11 protein-coding genes are annotated in these 17,962 nt (G+C 42.8%); 8 read left to right on the top strand and 3 right to left on the bottom strand.

The window, feature by feature from the left end; translation table 11 throughout:
- Positions 1 to 204: 204 nt before the first annotated feature.
- The 4 genes from BLP92_RS11050 to BLP92_RS11035 all read left to right on the top strand — a co-directional run bounded on the left by BLP92_RS11050 (position 205) and on the right by BLP92_RS11035 (position 10,808).
- Complete coding sequence (locus BLP92_RS11050; protein ID WP_090843020.1) at positions 205 to 4,164, top strand: peptidoglycan-binding protein; 3,960 nt, start codon at positions 205 to 207, stop codon at positions 4,162 to 4,164.
- Between the two features lie 127 nt (positions 4,165 to 4,291).
- Positions 4,292 to 7,855, top strand: a complete 3,564-nt coding sequence (locus BLP92_RS11045; RefSeq protein WP_175444262.1) for a peptidoglycan-binding protein — start codon at positions 4,292 to 4,294, stop codon at positions 7,853 to 7,855.
- A gap of 581 nt (positions 7,856 to 8,436) precedes the next feature.
- A complete protein-coding gene (locus BLP92_RS11040) occupies positions 8,437 to 9,843 on the top strand; it encodes a sugar transferase (RefSeq protein WP_090843018.1) in 1,407 nt (468 codons plus the stop codon).
- Between the two features lie 26 nt (positions 9,844 to 9,869).
- Positions 9,870 to 10,808 carry an SDR family NAD(P)-dependent oxidoreductase gene (locus BLP92_RS11035; protein ID WP_090843017.1) on the top strand — a complete coding sequence of 313 codons (939 nt, stop codon included), beginning with the start codon at positions 9,870 to 9,872 and terminating at the stop codon, positions 10,806 to 10,808.
- A gap of 80 nt (positions 10,809 to 10,888) precedes the next feature.
- Here the strand turns inward: BLP92_RS11035 and BLP92_RS11030 are convergent, their stop codons facing one another.
- Positions 10,889 to 11,890 carry an LCP family glycopolymer transferase gene (locus tag BLP92_RS11030; RefSeq protein WP_090843016.1) on the bottom strand — a complete coding sequence of 334 codons (1,002 nt, stop codon included), beginning with the start codon at positions 11,888 to 11,890 and terminating at the stop codon, positions 10,889 to 10,891.
- A 446-nt stretch (positions 11,891 to 12,336) separates the two neighbouring features.
- Here BLP92_RS11030 and BLP92_RS11025 point away from each other — a divergent pair, with 446 nt between their 5' ends.
- On the top strand, positions 12,337 to 13,872 hold the full coding sequence (locus tag BLP92_RS11025) for an N-acetylmuramoyl-L-alanine amidase family protein (protein WP_090843015.1): 1,536 nt from the start codon (positions 12,337 to 12,339) through the stop codon (positions 13,870 to 13,872).
- Between the two features lie 49 nt (positions 13,873 to 13,921).
- Here the strand turns inward: BLP92_RS11025 and galU are convergent, their stop codons facing one another.
- Positions 13,922 to 14,806: a UTP--glucose-1-phosphate uridylyltransferase GalU gene (gene galU, locus BLP92_RS11020; protein ID WP_090843014.1), complete on the bottom strand. Its 885-nt coding sequence runs from the start codon at positions 14,804 to 14,806 to the stop codon at positions 13,922 to 13,924.
- Positions 14,807 to 15,004: 198 nt separating this feature from the next.
- Here galU and BLP92_RS11015 point away from each other — a divergent pair, with 198 nt between their 5' ends.
- The 3 genes from BLP92_RS11015 (at position 15,005) to BLP92_RS11005 (ending at position 17,513) form a co-directional block, all read left to right on the top strand.
- Positions 15,005 to 16,204 (top strand): LCP family protein, encoded by a 1,200-nt coding sequence (locus BLP92_RS11015; protein WP_090843013.1) that lies wholly within the window; start codon positions 15,005 to 15,007, stop codon positions 16,202 to 16,204.
- Positions 16,205 to 16,309: 105 nt separating this feature from the next.
- Positions 16,310 to 16,555 (top strand): hypothetical protein, encoded by a 246-nt coding sequence (locus tag BLP92_RS11010; RefSeq protein WP_139148949.1) that lies wholly within the window; start codon positions 16,310 to 16,312, stop codon positions 16,553 to 16,555.
- An 82-nt stretch (positions 16,556 to 16,637) separates the two neighbouring features.
- Entirely contained in the window at positions 16,638 to 17,513 is an 876-nt protein-coding gene (locus BLP92_RS11005) for an SGNH/GDSL hydrolase family protein (protein ID WP_090843011.1), read from the top strand.
- Positions 17,514 to 17,605: 92 nt separating this feature from the next.
- Here the strand turns inward: BLP92_RS11005 and BLP92_RS11000 are convergent, their stop codons facing one another.
- Positions 17,606 to 17,887: a hypothetical protein gene (locus BLP92_RS11000; RefSeq protein ID WP_090843010.1), complete on the bottom strand. Its 282-nt coding sequence runs from the start codon at positions 17,885 to 17,887 to the stop codon at positions 17,606 to 17,608.
- Positions 17,888 to 17,962: the final 75 nt, after the last annotated feature.

The following is a 17,962-nucleotide window of genomic DNA, read 5'->3' as shown; positions in this document are numbered from 1 at the left end:
CTCCTTTATTTAAAGTTAATTAGTATATACCTACTTTACCATAAAAAGAAAAAAATATCGGCTTGAGCTCGCTCATAATATAAACATTTTGAAAAAACTCCTGTGTAATGAGAATCATGTAAGAGCTTAAAAAACAATAGAAAAGTCTCTATTGTAATTAATTCAAATGTCGATATAATACTTTAGAGAGGGGAGAGAGAAAAAATGAACATATCATTGAAAAAATACACTTCTTTATGTTTAGTTCTTTTGTTGGTTTTTAGTTCTTTTGGCACTGCATTTGCGGAAGAATTATCTGAGGAAGAATCTAACATAGAAGTTTATAATGAAAGAACTGACGATTCATTTGATGAATTAACAGAAGAGCAGTTAGAAGATTTACATTGGCAGATTCTAAAAGAACATTTAACCTTGTATTATGAGGTTGAAACAGAAAGTGAAGAAGAATTTGAAAAGAATTTACTCAATTATTTACATGAATTCCAGATAGAGTATGATTTAGAGGTAACTCCTACATATTCTGAGGAAACTGTGGAAAAAATGGTGGAAGTACTTAGGGACAAAGGCTACTATTATATATTCGGTATGGAGCACGAAGAAGTCATACTGGTAAAAGAAAAATTAAAGAATAACGTTGATCCTGAAATGTTCACTGGAGAGAATATTACTCCTTTTTACGGAGCTATCACAAAAGAATTGGTGGAAAAATTCCAGGAAGAGCACGAACTGAAGGTTCATGGAGCTATTGATGAAAAGACCGCAGAAATGCTGCAAATAGAAATTCCTGAAAATACTGAAGAAACAGAGCAGAATGAAGCGAATGAATCTTCATCAGAAGAATTTGAAGAAGAGCTTCCTGTTACGGAAGAATCATCAGATGAAGTAACGGAAAATACAGTTGCAAAAGAAGAAACGAATAGTGAAGAAAACAAAGATTTAAACTCGGAAGAAACTGATAATGAGGAAGAGAAGAAAAAACAAAACAGCGTAGAAAATGAAACAGCACCTACTAACGAAGCTGAAGAAAAAGATCAAAATGAAATCGCAGAAGAAGAACTGCAGAATGAAAGAGAAAACACATCTGACGGCAGTGAAACAAATGAAGAAAATTTACAGCAGGAAAAGCAGGAGAACGTAAACGAACAAGAAGAAAATGCACATGAAGAAAAGGAAGCTGAAGAAGATATTGTCCAAAGTTCAAATGAAACAGAACGTGAAGAGGAAAATTCATCACAGGAAATAAATACTTTTTCTTCAATGGCTGTTCAATCAACAGCTCTTGCACTGCCTTTTAAAGATGGGGATTCCGGAATTGAAATAAAAGAGATGAAAATGAAATTAACTGCCTTAGGATTCGGCAATTTCCCATCGGATCCATCAACAGTGTATGGACCTGTTACAGAAGGAGTAGTAAAAGATTTCCAGGCGTATTATGGTTTGAACGCTGATGGTATTGCAGATGAGCCCACAATGAGCCGCTTAAGCAATGAATTAGGTACTCCTTACCAATCAGGAAATGCCTCAGAGCAGGTTCGTGAAATGAAAATGAAGCTGACGGATCTGGGATATGGTAATTTTCCATCTGACCCATCTACAGTATATGGATCAGTCACAAAGAGCGTAGTAGAAGAATTCCAGCAGGCTAATAATTTGATTGCAAATGGAATAGGTGATTCAAAAACAATCGGGCTCCTTCAAAGCCTGCATGAGGATGCTTTTAGCACAGCTTCCCTTTCCCTTCCTTTCCAGAATGGCGACCGTGGAGAAGAGATTACTTTATTTAAACAAAACTTAACAACTTTAGGATTTGGAAGTTTTCCAGAGAATCCTTCTACGGTTTACGGCCCGGTAACTATGGGAGTTGTTAAACAGTTCCAGGCATATTTTGGACTAACTGCAGATGGAGTTACCAATCAGCAGACATATAATAGAGTTGCTTCTGAATTGGAAACTATCTATCAGCCAGGATCAAGTCACAGCAGCATAGTAGGCTTCAAACAAGATTTAACAGCTTTAGGATTCGGTAATTTTCCAGAAACGCCATCTGGAGCGTATGGAACTGTTACCGCATCGGTAGTAAAAGATTTTCAAAAAGCCGAAGATCTGGTAGAGAGCGGTATAGCAGATTCAGTTACTTTAAATAGAATAAAAGAGTTGAAAGAAGAATTAATAAGCTCCAGGTTATCCCTCCCTTATAAGAACGGGGACAGTGGTGAAGAAATCGTCAAATTGAAGCAAGATTTAACAACTTTAGGATTTGGAAGTTTTCCAGAGAATCCTTCTACTTTGTACGGAAGCGTTACAAGAGGAGTAGTAAATGATTTTCAAACTTATTTTGGTTTAACGACAAGCCAAAATGTAGATAAAAGAACTCTAGACAGAATTCAAAAAGAACTAAATTCACCATTTAGATCTGGACAGCCATCCTCGGATGCAATTAAAGAATTAAAAGAGAATCTGACTTCTCTTGGATTTGGAAGTTTTCCGGAAAATCCTTCGAGAGTTTATGGATCCGTTACGGCTTCGGTAGTAGCAGATTTTCAAAAGGCAAATAATCTCCGGGTAAATGGAATTGGAGATTCTGTAACAATGAAGCTGATCGACTCCCAGACCGCGCAGAGATCTGTTATTGCGCAGGGGAAAGTGACAGCCTCGAATTTAAATGTAAGAAGTACTAGAAGTACGGGGAGTTCCAGTACAGTGTACGGAACATTACCGAATGGAACGATAGTGGATATCCTTGTAGATCACGGCACATGGTATGAAATCAGTCATGCATCTATTTCTCAGTCGCCTGCGTACGTAAGTGCTTCTTTCATTGAAGTACAGGGAGCAGGAGTTGCATTCCCTTATGAAAGAGGGGACAGCGGAGACGAAATCCGTGTCATGAAACAAGGGTTAACAAAACTAGGGTTCGGAAGCTTCCCATCTAATCCATCAGGAGTTTACGGATCTGTAACAGAAAAAGTAGTAAAAGAATTCCAGGAGTACTACGGTTTAAACCCTACTGGAAAAATGTCTAAAACAAATTTAGAGTATCTGGAATCAATTCTCAGCTCTCACTACGTGAGCGGGCAGTCTCATGCGAACGTAAAAGAGTTGAAAATAAATTTAACGAAGCTTGGGTTCGGAAGTTTTCCCTCTAATCCTTCCACAGCGTATGGAAGTGTAACAGCAAGCGTTGTGAAATCTTTCCAAAAGCATCATGGATTAGTGGAGAATGGCATAGGGGATCCTGTAACTATGCAGAAAATTAATACAGAATTAAATAAAATCGGAAACAATATTCAATATAGAACATACCAAATCACTTTAAATCAAATGCTTGAAAGACAGATGATGTTTGCTCCTCAGGCAAGTGCTGCAGGAGGCGGCTGGAGAAACGCTACATCAGTTGAAGTAGCTCGCTGGCTCGATCCTAACAATTTCACAGCGGATCCGAACAGCCGGGATATGTATCAATTTTTAGTTCTTTCTCAGACATCAGGAGTTTCTGCTTCGCAGCTGAATAACATTCTCCGTAACCGGGGAGTTCTGCATGGGACCGGAGCTACTTTCAAATCAGCTGCAGAAACACAGGGAGTTAATGATATTTATTTAATCTCTCATGCAATTTTGGAAACTGGCCACGGCACTTCAATATTATCCAATGGTTCGATTGAGGTGGGAGAGATCAGTACGAACAGATGGGTTTCCATACAGCCTTTATCAAACGGCAGTAAAGCTACCTATATTTTAGAATACCGTCCCAGCACCAACAGCTGGCACCGCACACGGAATGACAGCTTTAATACAAATAATATTACTTTAAGAAAAACTTATAATATGTTTGGAATTGAAGCAGTAGACAGTGATCCCCATACCAGAGGATCAGTAAGAGCTTTCCGTGAAGGCTGGTTTACTCCGGAGGATTCAATCCGAGGCGGGGCACAATTTATATCTAACAGCTATTTGGATCGTGGACAGGATACACTCTACAAAATGCGATGGGATCCAGACTTCCATGAAGCATCAATGAATAGTAGTGTAACTATTCCAAGAACAAGATTTTACCAGTATGCAACTGATATTGGATGGGCATACAAACAAACAGATATGATTAAAACGTTATATGATCAAATTGATAATCCATATTTGCCATTTGAAGTACCGTCTTATCAGTGATTATGTGAAAATATCAAAGATATATGTAAATATGTGAAAATAAACGATATAATATGAGCAAAGGTTCCTATAGTGAACCTTTGCTTTTCTTTATATGATATAGGTACTAATAAGGATGGTGGATTTTATGAGACATATGTCGATAGTAATGTATTTTTTATTATTTTTCCTAATGAGCACACATGCAGGAGCTGCAGAAGGCGTTGTAATAGAGCCTGATGTTCCAACTGAAACGAAAGAAATGATAGAAATTATTATCGATTTAAAAGAAGATCCATTATCTATCAAAGAAAAGAATGCTGAGGAGCAGAATGAAACATTCGATGCTGCCACCGCTGAAAAAGAACGACAAGATACAGCGGAATTGTTTATTGAGTTTTTGGAAAGCGAAAATATTGTATATACTCAGCTGAATGAATTTGAAGAAGTGTTCAATGGTTTCTCTTTATTTATTCAGGCTGATCAAATAGAAATGCTGACTTCTCTCGACTTTATAAACATAATCCAAAGGAGCCATGTTTATGAAGCGGTTGATAATAAAGATGCAGATCCAGAAGAGCAATTTAAAGCTGTTCATAATGAAATTTCTGCACTCTCGACCCTGGGCTTAACAGGAAAAGGTGTAAAAATAGGAGTAATCGATACCGGTATAGACTTTCATCATCCAGATCTCAAACATGCTTATAAAGGTGGAGCGAACTTTGTGGAAGATGGAAGAACGAGTCCTTTGGAAGGGCGCAATGGTGTGACCTCTACACATGGTACGAATGTAAGTGGAGTCATTGCCGGTAAAGGGAGAGTAAATGGTATTGCTCCAAACGCAGCTATTTATTCGTATAGAGCATTAGATAATACTAACAAAGGTACTACTACTTCTATTTTAAATTCACTGGAGCAAGCTGCAAAAGATAATGTAGATATTGTGAATATGTCAATTGGCAACAAAAATAATAACCCGGATACCTCTTTAACGAAGGCGATTAACAATACTGTGTTAAATGGGATCGTGGTAGTAGCGGCAAGCGGTAATAATGGAAGCAGTAAAGAAACAGTGGGAGAACCGGGAACTGCTGCGCTGGCTATTACTGTAGGAGCTTCTCATCTGATAAATGGCAAAGAATATACTGCACCCTTTTCTTCACGAGGACCTGTCAAGACTTCCTTAGATATTAAACCGGACGTACTAGCTCCCGGAGTATCAATTTTCTCTACAGCTTCCCGCTCTACAACCGGAACAACGAGTTATACAAATGCATACGGAACATATGATGGAACAAGCCTTGCCGCACCTTATGTTGCAGGAGTAGCAGCTCTTATGCTTGAACAAAATGCTTCTTATACTCCTGAAGAAGTGAAGGCGAGAATTATGAATACAGCTTCTGCTGTGACGAATGCAGGGGTAAATGATGCAGGTGCAGGCAGGGTGAACCCTCAAGCTGCTTTAAACACTACTGCATCAGCGTTAATTAAAGATTCTCATCAATACGAAGAGGAAGGTAAACAAAAGAAACATGATTACTGGAATGGCAGTTTAAACATAAATAGACTAAAAGTGGGCGGTGAGTTCAAAGAAGACCGCACAATACAATTACGAAATTATTCAGCTGAACCAGTCACCTACTCTATTAAAAGTGAACCAATAGGAAGCAGTGCGCTTAAATTACAAACCCCATCTTCTGTTACTTTAAAAGGAAAAGAAACAAAAGAGATTCCTATTTCATTTTTGTCTTCTTTTATGGATAAAGGGGGGTATTACCAAGGGTACATTCACTTCCAGTCATCAGGTAAGCCAGCAATACGTATACCCTATGGAGGAGTAATAGAAATAGGAGAAGATCCTATCAACAGTTTCAGTGCAGGCGCAGCGGTGATAAATGGAACAAAAAATCTTCCGTTGAATTGGTCTCTTCGTTCAGGCTATAATCCTTCATTGGCCCTTTTAGAAAAAGATACAAAAAAAGTATTGGGACAGATACCACTGCGGCAGGGAGCAACCTCCCTATCATGGGATATGATTTATAATACTCCGGGGGGGAATAAAAAGATCTCAGATGGTGATTATCTGCTCAGGCTTACTGGGAGTGCCGGCAGCAGTTCTGCAATAAAAGATATTCCTTTAAAAATATACAGCGTGAAGCCTCAGGTGAAAATTGATAAGCAAACTGTCCAGAGGAATCAAATTTCCGGACAAATTATTTCGTATTTCTCACAGCAGAAAGAGGCAGACACTTCATTAACAGGTTCTTTTGAATTGAAACAAGACGGAAATAGATATGAAAGTGGCAATCTGGCAATTAATAAAGAAGGAAAGTTTACAATAAACAATAAATTAAGAGATGGGGCATCGGAATTAATTATTAAGGTAGAAGACCGTGCCGGCAACACCGTCTCATATACTGCTGGTATACTAAAAGAAGTAGAAGCGTATTCTCTTGGAGACAATGGAGCGGGGGTTGGAGACTTACAAGCAATGCTTAAAAAGCTTGGTTTTGACCCCAATAAAGATGAAAAACTTATATTTGGTGCTCATACCGAAAATCAGATAATAGAACTTCAAAAGTATTATGGGTTAGAAGTGAGCGGCAAAGCTGATGAATCAGTTTTAAAATTTATGACCAATATTGTCAACGGGGATTTCTCCTCCCCTTCAAGTACACCAGAAGTAATAGGATTTAAACAAAAGCTTTCACACTTGGGTTTTGGAACTTTCCCTGATAATCCATCTCAGGTATATGGTTCTGTTACAGCCGGGGTGGTAAAAGATTACCAGCGCTTTTATAATTTAAAAGATAATGGAATTGGCGATCCAGTTACTTTGGAGCATATGGAAAGACAGTGGACATTGTCATTAAAAATAGGAGACAATTCAGAAGAAGTAAGAGAACTGAAACAAAATTTAACGAGGCTGGGACATGGGAGCTTTCCTGACAGACCTTCAAGTGCTTACGGGTCAGTAACATCTTCTGTAGTAAAAGAATTCCAGGAACGTGCAGGATTAAGAGTATCCGGTACTGCGAATTCAATTACACTTAAGGAAATCGATCATCTTTTAAGCCAGGCATGGAAGAGCGGGGACAGTGATCCTGAGATAACCAGATTAAAAATAGAACTCACACGTTTAGGCTATGGGAATTTCCCCACCAAACCTTCCGGGGTTTATGGAAGCGTAACGACTGCTGTGGTGAAAGATTTTCAAAGGGATCAACAGTTAATGGTAACTGGCAATATTGACCGAACTACGGAGAAAAAAATGTCTGAACTCTCTGAAATTTTGTTCAGTATTGGGGCGAGCGGGAGCCAGGAGATTGTAAAAATAAAGCAGCAGCTGACACAGCTTGGCTTTGGAAGCTTCCCTGCAAATCCATCCACAGTCTATGGTTCCGTAACAGCAAGCGTGGTGAAAGAATTTCAGGAATACCACAGACTGGAGAAATCCGGCGAAGTGACGAACCGTGTAATCCAGCTGCTTGATCGGGACACAAATACATTTTATCAGGCAGGAAGTGCAAGTGTAGAAATTCGGGACATTAAGATTCAGTTAACCAAACTTGGCTACGGGAATTTTCCGTCATCACCATCACAGGTGTATGGAAGGGTAACGGCTGGTGTAGTTGCTGAATTTCAAGCGAGCAAAGGCTTGACTGTTAACGGTATTGTGGATAGTATCACCTACGAAGCGTTATTTGGATAATAAAAAAGTTCCTGTCTGATAAAAAGACAGGGACTTTTTTATGTAAATAATAAACAAAATTTCTTTGGGTTTTTTGTGAGAACTGAGATTGCATTAAAATCAGGTAATATGCACTTTGGATTCCAGGTAATATGCGCCTCTCGGACGAAGCATATAAGGCTGGGGAATAAATTACAGAGGGAAACGTGTAAAGTATAGAGGGGACAGCGTAAATTAAGAGCCGAGTCAGTAAAGTAAGCGGGCAAGAACGTAAATTAGCGACTTCACCTGCATACATCTGCACCTAAATAACACGCTTCCACTCTTAATAAAAAGGGTAAACAAATAAATAAGTCCCCCGCATAATCCTGCCCCCCTCTCCCTAGCGTACCTCTTCCAGACTTTGGGCCGGGGAAGATCCACACAAATAAGGTGTGACTTTTCCCTTTCTTTACCGACTATTAGTTGTGACGATGGATTTCTGAGAAACCATAGCGTCAACCTGGTAAAAGCTTTATAATAGAGAATGGTGCACGCGGAAACAGCTCGCGCATCCGAACCAGACATTTATTTGCTGAAGGAGAAAGAAAGAGGGTTTCATTATGTATAACATGGATAATTCGAGAAATCATAAATTTTTTATTGTACTAGGCGATCTCATCTGTATTTTAATCGCTTATATCAGTGCGTTTTATATTCGTTACCTGGATTTTCCTGGAAGAAACTGGGAGGCTTTTATCTCACTGCTTCCCTGGATTCTTTTGATCGGCCTTTTCTTTATTTCCGTCTATGAACTGTACAACCTGGACAGGAAGCATACGGTCAGTGATATTGTGCGTAAGATCCTTGTCGCAACCGCGCTCATGACTTTTCTGACGATGGCCGCATCCTACCTCTTCCGAGAGTTTGCAATGCCGCGTTCGGTCGTGCTGATTGCCAGTGTGTTTACGGTATTCCTGCTCGTGATATTTAAAGTGCTTTACTTAAAACTCACCAGGGGAAATATTATCGGGAAAGTACTGCTGATCGGGAATGAAGAAAATACGGAGAAGCTGCTGACGAAAATCAGGCATCCGATGATGAAAGGAACCTCTGTAAAGCATATTCAGGAAGAGAAGTCGATCGCAGAACTCGATTATCATATGGAAGAAGTCGACTTCGTCGTTCTGGCGACGGACGTTTCAAAAGAAAAGAAATCGCAGATCATTTATCATGCGATGGAGCGGAACAAAGTAGTGTACGTCATTCCTACACTCTATGAGCTTCTGCTGCAGCGTTCCACCACTTCCCCGATGGATGATACGCTCGTAATGGGTGTCCGGCCATTCGGGTTAACCTGGGATAAAGTATTCGTGAAACGAGTGTTTGATTTTCTCTCTGCCGTAATTTTAATCATTTTAACTTCTCCTTTATTAATTTTCTCGGCCATTATGGTAAAGCTGGAAGATCCGAAGGGAGATATTATCTATTCCCAGGAGCGCCTCGGAAAACATAATAAGCCGTTTACGATTTATAAATTCCGTTCTATGATTCAAAATGCAGAAACAAAAACCGGGCCTGTGCTTGCCAGCCAGAAAGATGACCGGATTACCAAAGTCGGACGATTAATGCGATCTACAAGACTGGATGAGCTCCCGCAGCTGTTTAACGTGCTCAAAGGTGACATGTCACTTGTAGGACCGCGTCCGGAACGAGAATTTTTCATAAATGAGCTTTCCCAGAAATACTACCACTACGGCTACCGCAACCGGGTGCAGCCGGGCATTACCGGGTATGCGCAGGTGATGGGGAAATATTCTACAGATGTAGAGGACAAACTGCGGTTCGACCTTTACTACATCCGCAACTACAGCCTCTGGCTGGATATTGTGATTCTGCTGAAAACCTGCCTCGTAATTTTCGATAAATCAAAATCCGAGGGAACAGAAATAGAATCGGTGACGGTGCAGAAAATTGACAGTCAAAAAGAAGACAAGACGACAAAAAAGAAATCCTCCATGAACTTTTAAGAGAAAGAGAAGAAGGGCGGTCTCATATGAAAACGATACTCATCACCGGCGGGGCAGGCTTCATCGGCTCGCACACCGTTGAACTTCTTCTCCGCCGAGACTACCAGGTGATTATTCTGGATAATCTGAGTTCCGGGGACCGTAACAATGTTCCGGAACAGGCAGTATTTATCGAAGGGGACATCCGGGACGAAAAAGGAACAGCACGTATTTTTGCAGAGTATTCGATTGACGGCGTTATTCACCTGGCAGCGCAGAGTAAAGTCGGTCCATCTGTGGAGAGGCCGGAGGAAGATATGGCGATAAACGTCCTTGGCACTGTAAATCTCCTGCAGGCAGCGCAGAAGTATCACACCAGAAAATTTGTATTTGCTTCCTCTGCAGCGGTCTACGGACATGTGGAAGAACTCCCTGTAACAGAAGCATCGCCTACGGCACCGCTGTCTCCCTATGGCACTTCAAAGCTTGCTGCAGAAGCATACATTCAGATGTTTCATAGGCTGTACGGCTTCGAAATCGGCATTCTTCGGTTCTCAAATGTGTACGGGCCGAGGCAGACCGCAGCAACCGAGGCAGGGGTGATCACTATTTTTATCGATCAACTGCTTGCCGGAGAAGCGCCGACGATTCAGGGAGACGGACAGCAGACAAGGGACTTCGTGTACGTGGAAGATGTGGCAGCAGCAATTTTCGCTTCTTTGGAACAACCCCAGCAGGACAATCCTGTGTACAACGTCAGTACATCATCGCAGACGAGCGTGGAGACGCTGCTGAAAAAACTCAGTGAAGCTGCGGGGAAGCCATTTTTTCCGAAGTACGCCGAGGAGCGTGCCGGGGATATTAAACACAGTTACCTCACCTATAAGCACCTGGCACAGAGTTTCGGCTGGAAACCGGAAGTGCCGCTTGATAGAGGAATTGCAGAAACGATGAAATATTATCGAAGTCTTGCAGAAAATGGGTGAGAAGATAAGAAAAGCGAGCTCCCGGAAAAGGGACTCGCTTTTCTTATTTTTGTCTTCTCCCGTAGCGGTTTCCTGAAAAGTTATTCTGCAGCAGTTCCTGCAGATCCGATCTCCAAGTGTTCTTTCAATGTACTGGATACCTCCGCAAGAGATGCATCACGGATCTTGTAGTAATAGACGCCGTTTTCCATTGAATCGTCTCCTTCAAAAGTGAGGGATTCAATATCATTTAACTCGCCTGCGTAGGAATGCATGCTTACCATGTTGCCGAAGGTTAAGTTTGTGCTTAAATTCCGCTCCAGGCTGTCTAACAGGGAATCAAAACGGGTAATAGTACTGAAGCTGGCGGACTGACGTACGACTGCTTCAATAATATCCTTCTGGCGGTCGCCGCGTCCAAGGTCGCCGCGCGGATCCTGCTTACGCATTCTTGCATAGGCAAGCGCTTCTTCTCCGTTCAGCGTCTGCATGCCTTCTTCGATTTCAATGGAACCGTACGTAGCGTTATCCGTATCACTGATCGGCATCGGTACGTCTACTTCCACGCCGCCGATCGTATCGACAATTTCCATAAACGCAAGGAAGTTAAGGGAGACAACATAATCGACCGGCACATCAAGCATCTGCTCTACCGTATTAATCGTATAAGGTACGCCGCCGAATGCGTGCGCGTGGTTGATCTTGTCGTTCGTTCCTTTATCCGGAATATTTACATAGGAATCACGCGGAATGTTCACCATTTTAATCGATTTATCTTCCGGGTTAAACGTGGCAAGGATCATCGCATCGGTGCGTCCGCTTAAATCATCCTCCCGGCTGTCGAGTCCGAGAAACAAAACAGAAACCGGCTCGTCTCCCGGATTCACTGCATCTGCCCGCAGGTCAGATTTTTCTCCGCGCTCCAGTTCCGCGTGGGAACCTTTTGCTGCGCTCTGCACCTGATAGACCATGTAGCCCGCCACACCGCCGGTAATAATCAGCGCCATTAATACCACAATCATCGTAAATTTCAAAAAGCGCCGGAAAGGGGACCGTCGTTTCGGCTGACGATCAGATCTTGATAATTCGCTCAATGCTAGCATCTCCTTTTTTATACAAACAAGTTAGGGACAGTCAAAGTAAAATTAGGTACGTATAATTGCATATTACTACTACTATGACGATATTAAGGCAGAGAGGTTACAAAAGCTATACATTTTTATTGATTTACATAAATGTTTTTATCTGGGGGAGGGGTTGCATGCAGTTTATCGAAAAATTCTTACAGTAACAGTCCGGCAGACGCAGTGCAGAGGTGTGAATTTCAGATAGATATGCTGAGCTTTTGAAAAGTTTTTTCTCTACAGTCTTATAAAAGATACGATAATAATTTATTCGTTTTAAAATTAATTACCTGCTGCTAACAACAAGCAACAAAATAATTTAAAAAATACTATATACAACAAAGCGTTACTAGGATAAAGTTAAAGGGAAAAATCTGATAATTACACAGTATTTAGCAAAACTTATTCAGCAGGGAGGGAGATCTTTGAAAAGAACGACAGTACTGGTTCTTATTTTTATTTTATTTATTACTTTATTTCACGGAATAGAACAGACGAAAGACAATACTGCTTATGCCCAGGGCGTCACGCAGGGGGAAATCACTGCTTCTTCCTTATTTGTCCGTGCAGATGCTTCGCCGACTGCGAAGATAATCGGGGGATTCTCCAAAGGTGCAAAAGTCGAGATTCACGAAACGAAGAATTCCTGGTACAAGGTCCGCTTCAACAACGGCTGGGGATACATACATAGTGGTTACGTGAAAACTGCAGCTGCTGCATCGAACCAAAGTTCTTCCTTAGGAACTGGAGAAATCACTGCAAGCAGCCTGAATATCCGCTCTGCCGCCTCAACAAGTGCTTCTATTACAGGAAGCGTAAAGCGGGGAGCAAAAGTAGAGCTGCTGGAGAAAAAAGGAGAATGGTACAAAATAAAATCTGGCAGCCGGGAAGGTTTTGTACATGGCTCTTACGTAAAAGTCTCCGGGAACGCTGACAGCTCGAGTAAAAAAGCAGAAGGATCTTCCAACGTTACGAAGGGAGAAATCACAGCGAGCAGCTTGAACGTCCGCTCGAGCGCTTCCACCTCTGCTTCGATTATCAGCAGCCTGAAAAGAGGGGCAACAGTCGACCTGCACGAAAAGTCCGGCAACTGGTATAAAATTAAAGTCGGGAATACGTGGGGATATATTCACGATTCCTACGTAAAAACAGCCGGCTCCGGCAGTGCCAATACAGCACCGGCAGAGTCATCAAAGACGACGACCGGGGAAGTAACAGCTTCCAGCCTGAACGTGCGGGCGGAAGCTTCTACCAGCGCCAAGATCACCGGCAGCTTAACGCGCGGCACCCGGGTGGAGATTCACGAGAAAAACAACAACTGGTACACAATTAAAACAAACGGCAGCTGGGGCTACGTCCATGCGTCTTACGTGCGGGAAGTATCTGCGAACGCCGGAACTACGGGAAGTGGGACCGGCAGCTTAAGCGGGAAAACGATCTTCCTGGACCCGGGACATGGAGGAAAAGATCCCGGTGCAGTTGCTGGAAATGTATATGAAAAAACGATCACACTAAGTCTCAGCCACAAGATAAAGCAGAAACTGGAAGCTGAAGGTGCCCGTGTTGTCATGAGCCGCGCGGATGACCGCTTTATTTCCATTGGAAACCGCGTAACGCAGGCAAACCAGTCTGGTGCAAACTTATTTATCAGCGTGCATACGAATGCTTTTCCGAATGCTGCCGCGAGTGGTGCAGAAGTATTGTACAGTGCCGCAGGAAAGCACCCGAATGATTCCCGCATGCTGGCACTCGAACTGCAGTCAGCAATTGCAAACGGCATGAACTTCCGCAACCGCGGTACGGTCAACCGGAGCCTGCAGGTGCTTACCGGCCCAAATATGCCGGCAGTGCTGATTGAACCCGGGTTTATCACGAACAGCGGAGACCTTGCGAAGCTTGTAAATGAACAGGATAAGCTTGCAGGAGAGGTAGTAAAGGGATTAAAGAACTATTATAAGTAAATAAAAAAGGTGCCTGGAACGAAAAATTCCAGGCGCCTTTCTTTATATCTTAATTATATTTCGCTGTAACTTCCTTTAAGTAAGCTAATACATCTTCTTTTAAATCGCCGCGTTCGAGCGCGAAATCTACGGTCGCTTTTACAAAGCCGAATTTGTCACCGACATCGTAACGCTTGCCGCTGAATTCATAAGCCAGCACGATCTGAGTTTCGTTTAATTTCTTAATCGCATCCGTCAGCTGAATTTCATTGCCGGAACCGGGAGGAAGGTTCTCCAGGATCTCAAAAATTTCCGGGCGGAGTACGTAGCGGCCCATGATTGCATAGTTGGAAGGCGCATCTTCTACTGCAGGCTTTTCCACTAAATCATTCACGTGAATGACCCCGGGTTCAATTTCGGAAGATTTCGGGGAGACGATGCCGTATTTGGACACATCTTCATCCGCCACCGGCTGCACACCGACGACAGAAGAATTGTAGCGTTCGAATACATCGACAAGCTGCTTCAGGCACGGAGTGCCATTCGAATTGACGATGTCATCTCCGAGCAGCACCGCAAATGGCTCATCGCCGATAAAGTGTTTTGCGCAGCTGATCGCGTGGCCGAGGCCTTTTGCTTCTTTCTGGCGGATATAGTGGATGTTTGCCAGATTGGAAATGGCCTGCACTTCTTCCAGGAGTGCTGTTTTTTCTTTGCGGCGCAGCGTTTCTTCGAGCTCATAGGAAGTATCAAAGTGGTCTTCAATGGCACGCTTGCCGCGGCCGCTGATAATAATAATATCTTCAATGCCGGAAGCGATCGCTTCTTCTACAATATATTGAATTGTCGGCTTGTCTACAATGGGAAGCATCTCTTTCGGCTGGGCTTTCGTTGCCGGCAGGAATCTTGTACCGAGTCCGGCTGCGGGAATTATTGCTTTTCTGACTTTTACCATAGTATGTAATCCCTCCAAAAATAAGTTACCTTATATTCCCTATTATACGCCCTTTTAAACGAAAAGTCCTACCTTTTCTTACAAAAAAGTAGATAAGTAACTTTACGAAACCCGGAATGTCCAGTAAAATAAATAATTGAGGTTTTATTTCCCGTTGTTAAGTCATGGAATGTTTTTAATATAGAAGGAGTGTCCCCTATGCAGCCTTCCCGGATGGATAAAAAGAAATCCCGGAACAACTCTGGCAAGCAATCCCGTCCTATCCTGAAAATAATGGTACTGTCTTTCCTGATACTCCTATTACTGGCAGGGGGAGCATTGGCTTACGTAGTAAACCAGGTACAGAATGTTACTTCGGAGTCCCAGGTGGAGCTGGAGCGCGGCGACCAGTCTGAATACCGCGATGCAGAAGTAAAGCCGGATATCGATCCGGTGTCTGTTCTTTTTCTCGGACTTGATACCCGCGACGGCGACTTAAGCGGCCGCACAGACGCAATGGTGCTTGCGACGTTTAATCCTGATGAAAGTACCATCCAAATGGTGAACATTCCCCGGGACACCCGCGTACCAATTCCCGGCAGAATGGAAGAAGATAAAATTAACCACGCGCACGCCTATGGCGGCATTGATCTTACGGTAGACACAGTAGAGCAGTTCTTTGAAATTCCGGTGGATTACTTTGTTTCTCTTAACTTTGATGCATTTATGGAAATTATAGATGAACTCGGCGGCGTCACCGTGGACTCCCCTATGGCATTTTCAGAAACGGATAATGCGACGTACGGAACAATTATTATTAATGAAGGTGTGCAGACCCTGGATGGGGAGGAAGCACTTGCCTATGTAAGAATGCGCAAGCAGGACCCGGACGGAGATCTTGGGCGCGGCGAGCGCCAGAAAGAAGTAATGGCTTCTGTCGTAAGAGAGCTTGCCTCTTTCAACTCGATTGCAAACTTTAATTCCCTGCTCAACACGATCGGCAGAAATCTGAATACGAATGTCGATTTCAGCGAAATTGTGGATATGCATGCCTACGCTTCAGAGCTAGATAACATTGAATCCCTGACGTATGAGGGAGAAGGCGTAATGATCGGCGGCGTATACTACTACGAAGCAGATGACTATTCCCTCGAAAGAACAAGGCAGCTGCTGCAGCAGCATTTAGGGATGATTGAAGAGATCGATCCTCAGTACAGCGAACCACTCGAGAGAGATGAGGAAGAGAGCGGCAGCGGTGAACCGAATCTGGAGCTCGACGGAAACAATGCGGAAGCGCCGGACGGTACAGAAGACACGGACACTACTTCTCCTGAAGAAAATCCTGGTGAAGACAGTACTACAGAGCAGGAAAATACGTGGGATACAGAAACAGAAAATAATGGTGCAGTAATGAATTAACGCAGACTCCGGGGACTTTCCCCGGAGTTTCTTTGGGAATTTAACAGAAAATGTAACGCTTTTTCCTGCTTAGCGACTTATACAGCAGAAAAACAGAAGGAGAGAATGACAGAGATGGAACATTATTATGAAATGGCAGTAAACGAAAACGAGGCAGGAGGAAAATTTGCAATCGGGTTTGTGCTGCAGGAGCCAAGCGCAAATCAGCAGGTCATTATAAAAGATGAAAATAACCGGGTAGTGCAGCACGGAGCTACGGATGAATTCGGCTACTTTCAGCTTGCGCTTCCTAAGACTGTAAAAGAAGTCACATTAGAAATTCGTTCCCTGCAGCAGTCGGCAATCGTTTAAATAGAAAAAAACTGTAAGTCCTCTGTACGGCACTCAGCATTATAGGTATAATGGTAAAAGTGAAAACGTAAGGGGGATCTTCATGCGGAAATATGGTGTATTTGTAGTAATAGCCGCTGCATTAATGATAATTATTGCGGGGCGCATGTATTACAGTGAAAAGTTAGCTTCCACAGCAGAATCTGCGCAGCAGGAACTTGCAGCATCACAAAGTGCCGGAACCGAGGATACGGAAGAAAACGCAGAGGAAGAAGTAATGGAAGAACCAGAAATAGAGGAAGAGCAGGAAGTATCCGGTGAGGCTTTGTTTACTGCAGACGAGCTGGAAGAATTAACAGCAGATATTCCTGCGGAGATCGGAGAAAGAATTACCGAGCGGCTGAGCAGCGACGAGGCAGTCTCTGTCTTAACAGTAGGGTCCCGTTCTTCGGCAGATTATTATAACGAAGGTGTGACGCCCTGGCCGGAGCTTCTGGAAGAAAGTTTAAATGAAGCATACGGAGAAGGTGTATTTACCTTTAATAACGTTTCCTTTGGAGAATATACTTCAGAAGAAATCGTTTCACAGAACCGCCACAGAGGCCTGGCAGATACTACCGCAGATATTCTCCTCTTGGAAGGGTTTAACTGGAATGACAACCTTGCGGTCGTCACTGGAGAAGATGCGCAGGAGAATATTCTTGCAATCATAGATACGGCTTCTTCTGAGAATGAAGATCTGATTACAGCGATTCAGCCGTCGCCTCCGGCATTTGAAACTTCTATCTACCCGGAACAGATCGAAAAGTTTGAGCAGTTTGTCGAAGATGAAGGCTTTATATACATTGATCACTGGGAAGCCTGGCCGGGAATCGATGAGGCAGAGCTGCTTGAGTATGTAACGGAAGAGCGTATGCCGAATCAGTCCGGACACGAACTTTGGAGCAATTACTTAATACAATCATTTGTGACGCAGTAATAGAAAGGAGACTATCCATTTGGGTAGTCTTTTTGTTGTTGTGAAAATAAAAAGAACCACTCATAGGAGTGGCTCAGAAGAATTTCTATATGTTAGTTCGTAGATTCAGAAGTATTGGGTGCAATGTGCGGGTTTCCAGATGTTTCCTTCTGAAAAGTGAGCTTATGCGCAGAGTATCCTTTAAAGCACTCCGGACACTGAAAGGGAAAAGAATTTTTACGGTTTACAGCTGCACGCCGGATATCGGGAACGTCTCTGTAGGTGCCTTCCGCCATTTCGTTCCACTCTTTTACTTTCGTAAGCGCTTCACAACTTGGGCATTTAACGTGCGTTGCGTCCAGCACTTCTTTTTTTCTGTTAAAATTCCAAAACATGAACAATCGCTCCTTCAAGTAAAATCACTCCTTCTAGTATCGAACATTCTGAAAGAAAGGTAAAGGGAAATATGT

Origin of the sequence: Alkalicoccus daliensis (assembly GCF_900103955.1) — a bacterium.
Lineage (GTDB): Bacteria > Bacillota > Bacilli > Bacillales > Salisediminibacteriaceae > Alkalicoccus > Alkalicoccus daliensis.
Note: the sequence above shows the minus strand (reverse complement) of the source record. Positions and strands in the feature narration are given on the sequence as shown.